Annotated in this window: 4 protein-coding genes; all 4 read right to left on the bottom strand. The window is 63.0% G+C overall.

Features of this window, described 5'->3' with window-relative positions; all coding sequences use genetic code 11:
* Positions 1-309, bottom strand: a 309-nt coding sequence (locus VK519_RS06105) for a hypothetical protein (protein ID WP_324348253.1), incomplete at its 3' end; no start/stop codon positions are given.
* A gap of 83 nt (positions 310-392) precedes the next feature.
* Entirely contained in the window at positions 393-842 is a 450-nt protein-coding gene (locus tag VK519_RS06100) for a hypothetical protein (RefSeq protein ID WP_324348251.1), read from the bottom strand.
* A 67-nt stretch (positions 843-909) separates the two neighbouring features.
* Positions 910-2,316, bottom strand: a complete 1,407-nt coding sequence (gene ppnN, locus VK519_RS06095; protein WP_324348249.1) for a nucleotide 5'-monophosphate nucleosidase PpnN — start codon at positions 2,314-2,316, stop codon at positions 910-912.
* A gap of 120 nt (positions 2,317-2,436) precedes the next feature.
* A partial coding sequence (locus VK519_RS06090; protein ID WP_524538981.1) for an outer membrane beta-barrel protein occupies positions 2,437-4,539 on the bottom strand: 2,103 nt, incomplete at its 5' end.

Raw genomic sequence — 4,539 nt, 5'->3', positions numbered from 1 at the left:
CGAGACCGCCGCGGTCCAATAGACCCGATCGACCTTGCCGCGGATGACGTGTATGTCTGCCTCGAGGCCGTCCATGCGGTGATCGAGTCGGTCGACGCGCTGTTCGAGACGGTCGATGCGCTGGTCCAGCGCAGTCACCCTGTCATCGAGCCGATCGACCTTGTTCTCGAGCCTGACCATCGACACGCGTATATCGCTAAGTGCCTCGAAGATACGAAAAAAGACCTCCGACTGATCGCGCAATGAAGCATCAGCAGGGCGGGACACGTCCAGCGACGGGCGAGGGTCCGGCAGAAGGATCTCGTTCATGGGAGTCGAAACAACACGCGCTACAAGAGTTGCTTGATCTTGCCCGATCCAATCATCTGGCACAGTCGGATTCCGACCTTTTGCTAACCCGCCTTACCCGACGACGACGAAGGCGCCGGCGCTTCTGGCGCAGCCGACGCCTGCTGCGTCGACTGCGACAAGCCCGCCGTACCCTCGGCATCCAGGGCGAAACTCACATTCCCACCCGAAGCGACGGACGTCTGCACGTCGGACTTTCCAGACGAACAGGTACCCCGCTGCTCCACTGCCACGTCGTGGTTTCCCGCCGGTACGTGGAACACCGCGCGCTCGCCGATCTCTATCTGCCCGGCTACCTTGTTATCGATATAGATCGCGTTCGAGCAGCCACCCCCGAACACACCGTTGGCACGCTCGAAGGTGACGGTGGCATCGCCGTCGGTGGGCAACTGGTAAAGGTATAGCCGGCTCGAGGTGGCATCGCGGATGGTGTTGTCGTGGGTGATGCAACCGGCGAGCGTGGCGACGGCGAGGACAAGGACGATGCGTTGCATGGCGGGGCTCCTGGCACCAGGGTTACCCGGGGAAGGGTGCCCCGCCTGCCGTCGACCGCGGGTGAACTCAAGCCACCTCGGCCACTACCCGGTAGCAAGGCACGTACGCCGATCCACCCGGCAACTTCATGCGGTGCTGCACCACGAAGGCTTTCAGGAGGTTGTCCAGGTTACGCATGATCTCAGCCTCGCCATCGATCACGAACGGACCATAGGCTTCGATTGCCCTCACGCCTTCGTCTTTCACGTTACCGGCCACGATTCCCGAGAACGCACGGCGCAGGTCCGCCGCCAGTTCGTGCCGCGGGCGGCCGCGACGCAGGTTCAGGCCAGCCATCGCCTCGTGCGTGGGGTGGAACGGCAGCTGGAACGGTAGCGGCACATGCAGCGACCAGTTGAAGAAGAAGGCGTCCTTGGTGTCCAGGCGATGGTTGCGGACCTTCTCGATACCACGCTGCATCACGTGCGCCACGGCGGTGGGGTTGTCCACGATGATCTGGTAGTGCCTGGCCACGTCGTCGCCGAGGGTCAGGCGCAGGAACTGGTCGATCTGCTCGAAATAGGCGGCCGAATCCTTAGGCCCGGTGAAAATCAGCGGGAACGGCGCGCCGGCATTGTCCGGGTGCAGCAGGATGCCCAGCAGGTACAGGATCTCCTCGGCGGTGCCCACGCCACCGGGGAACACGATGATGCCGTGGCCCATGCGGACGAAGGCCTCCAGGCGCTTCTCGATGTCCGGCATGATCACCAGGTTGTTGACGATCGGGTTCGGCGACTCCGCGGCAATGATGCCCGGCTCGGTAATGCCGATGTAGCGGTTGTGGCGGCGGCGCTGCTTGGCGTGGGCGATGTTCGCGCCCTTCATCGGGCCCTTCATCGCACCCGGACCGCAACCGGTGCAGATGTCCATGCCGCGCAGGCCCAGCTGGTAGCCCACGCGCTTGGTGTACTCGTATTCATCGCGCGAAATGGAATGGCCGCCCCAGCACACCACCAGGTTCGGATCCACCTGCGGCTTCAGCATCCGCGCATTGCGCAGGATCTCGAACACCGCATGGGTAATGCCAACGGTGTCGTCCAGGTCGAAGTTGCCGCTTTCCAGCTGCGCCGATACGTACACGATGTCCCGCACCACGGCCACCAGCAGTTCGTTGATGCCGCGGATGATCTGACCGTCGACGAAGGCCTGTTCGGGCGCGTTGGAAAGCTCGATCTTGATGCCGCGGTCCTGTTGCAGCACCTGGATGTCGAAGTTGGGATATTGCTCGAACATCGAGCGCGGATCGTCGCCGATATTCCCTGAGGTGAGTACGGCCAGAGCGCAGCGGCGCAACAGCATGTGCAGGCCCGACCCGCTGGCATCGCGCAGGCGCGCCACCTCGTTGCGGGAGAGGATATCCAGGCCACCGGCCGGGGAGATGCGCGCGCTTACCGTGCGCAGGGGGCCGGTAGCGCCGGCAACGTGATCATTCATGGATGGTTCCTCAGGTCAGCCGTTTAGCTTGGCGCGGCTGGGGCGCCGAGGTCAAGGAGCGGCCAAAAAAAACCGGCACCCTCGCGGGCGCCGGCTTTAAGTCGTACAAAACGCAACTACTTAGAACGTATAGCGGACGGTGGCCAGGATCGACCAGCGGGACACCGGGTTGGCCTTGGTGGCGCTGTTGTCGGTCGGGGCGTCGTAGAACGTCTTCAGGCCCGGCTGGTAGTTACCGTTGGCATCGGTGGGCAGCTTGTAGATGTACTTGCCGTCCGCGCCGACGCCGGCGTAGTCGGCCAGGTTGCGGGTGTACGGGAAGCCGATGTAGTCCTGCTGGCCCCAGTGCTTGTTCATCAGGTTCAGCACGTTGTAGAAGTCGAGGCGAAACTCGCCCTTGTTGCCACGGAAGAAGCCCGGGATTTCCTGGGTGAAGGAAAGATCGAGCTGGTTCACCCAGGCCGACACCGCACCGTTGCGACGGACAACCTTGCCCTGTTTGTCCTTGAGGTAGTCGTCGTGCTGGATGTAGTCGTAGAACTGGTCGACGACCTTCTGCGCGGTGCCTGCGGCGAAGTTCACATCGCCGCGGTTCGGGATGTAAGCCAGGTCGCCACGGTAGCTGTCGCCATTGGCATCGGTACCGAACACCCAGCTGTACGGCACGCCGCTGTGGCCATCGTAGAACGCACTGATGGTGGTGGCGTAGTCGCCGAAGAAATTATGCGACCAGGCGAGCGAAGCATTCAGGCGCTGGGCGATGTTGGTGTTGGACGTGGAGGCCACGTTTTCGTTGACGTTGTACCAGGCGCTGTTGCTGAAATTGGAGGTGGCCTGGCTGGAGGTGCCCGGGTTTACTTCCGTGGCGTGCGCCGCGGTCGCCGCGATCGACGCTGACCAGCCGTCGGCAAACGGCTTGGTGAACGACAGCGTGATGGCGTCGGACTGGCCCTTGTCGGTGTTCAGCAGTTCCGTCACGCCCTGGGCGAAGCGACCGTCGGCACGCGAACGCGCCAGCGCCGATGCGGTGTTACCCACGGAGTTGACAGCGCCCGTGCAGGTGGCACCCGTCGCGCCGCCGACCGGCGTGGCGCCGCCGATGCAGCCGTTGTAGGTGAAGCGGCCATCCGGGAGGATGCCCGTCGGCGAACCGATGTTGAGGTTGTTGTAGTAGAACGCGTTACGCGTCTGCAGGTGCTGCCATTCCAGGGTACCGATGATGCCCATCCAGGGCAGCTCGCGATCGAACGCCAGCGACGACTTCCACACGCTGGGAAGCTGGAAATCAGGCGCCACGGTATCGACGGCCATCTGCGGCAGCACGCCGGCGCCGGAGGTGTTCTGGCTGTGCGGATCGGAACTGAAAGCCGGGCACGGCACCGTCTGCTTGCCCAGCGAGCACTGGCCATTGGCAAGGCGCTCGTAGTGGTAGGTGACGATGTTGATGCCGTTGTTCTGGTACGGGTTGGTCATCCACACCGTGGGCGGGCTGGACTGGAACAGGCCCACGCCGCCACGCAACTGCGTCTTGTAGTCGCTGTCGAACTTGTAGTTGAACGACAGGCGCGGCTCGACCAGCTTGCTGCCGTTGATCGTGGTCGCGTTGCTGAAGCCGAACTGCTGCTGGAAGGTCCCGTTGTACAGCGGCTTGTCGTCGGTGGCATAGCGGTTGACGCGGAAGCCGTAATGCAGCGACAGGTTGTCCGTGGCCTGCCAGGTGTCCTGCAGGAAGAACGTGTACTGCTTCAGCTCCCACTTGGCGGCGATGTCGCCAAGGGAATAGCCCGGTGCCGGCTGGTAGAGGTCGTACGTGTTGTAGGCACCGGTGTCCAGGCCATTGATGCCGTAGAAATTGTACGACCCGAATTCCGTGCGACCGAACAGGTTGTAGATGCTGTTGCGCTCGAACTCCACGCCGCCCTTCACGGTGTGGTCGCCCAGGTACAGCGTGCCGGCCCAGAAAGCGTTGAAGGTGCGCACGCGGGCGGCGTTGTAGTGGCTGAACTGGTCTTCGCCCAGGTTCACGGTGGGGCCGGTGGCGGTACCAGCGTTGTTCACGCGCACGGTGAGCATCGGCTGCTGCGCGTCGACCGAACGGAACAGGTCGAAGTCGGAGTAGCCCAGCTTGGTCTCGGTCGAGAAGATATCGTTCCAGTCGTCGAACAACTGCAGCGTGTAGTTCTTGATGTTGGTGTTGGTGGTGTACCAGTAGCTGGAAAGGCC

It is taken from the genome of Pinirhizobacter sp. (genome assembly GCF_035317885.1).
In the GTDB taxonomy this organism is placed as follows: domain Bacteria; phylum Pseudomonadota; class Gammaproteobacteria; order Xanthomonadales; family Rhodanobacteraceae; genus Pinirhizobacter.
Note: the sequence above shows the minus strand (reverse complement) of the source record. Positions and strands in the feature narration are given on the sequence as shown.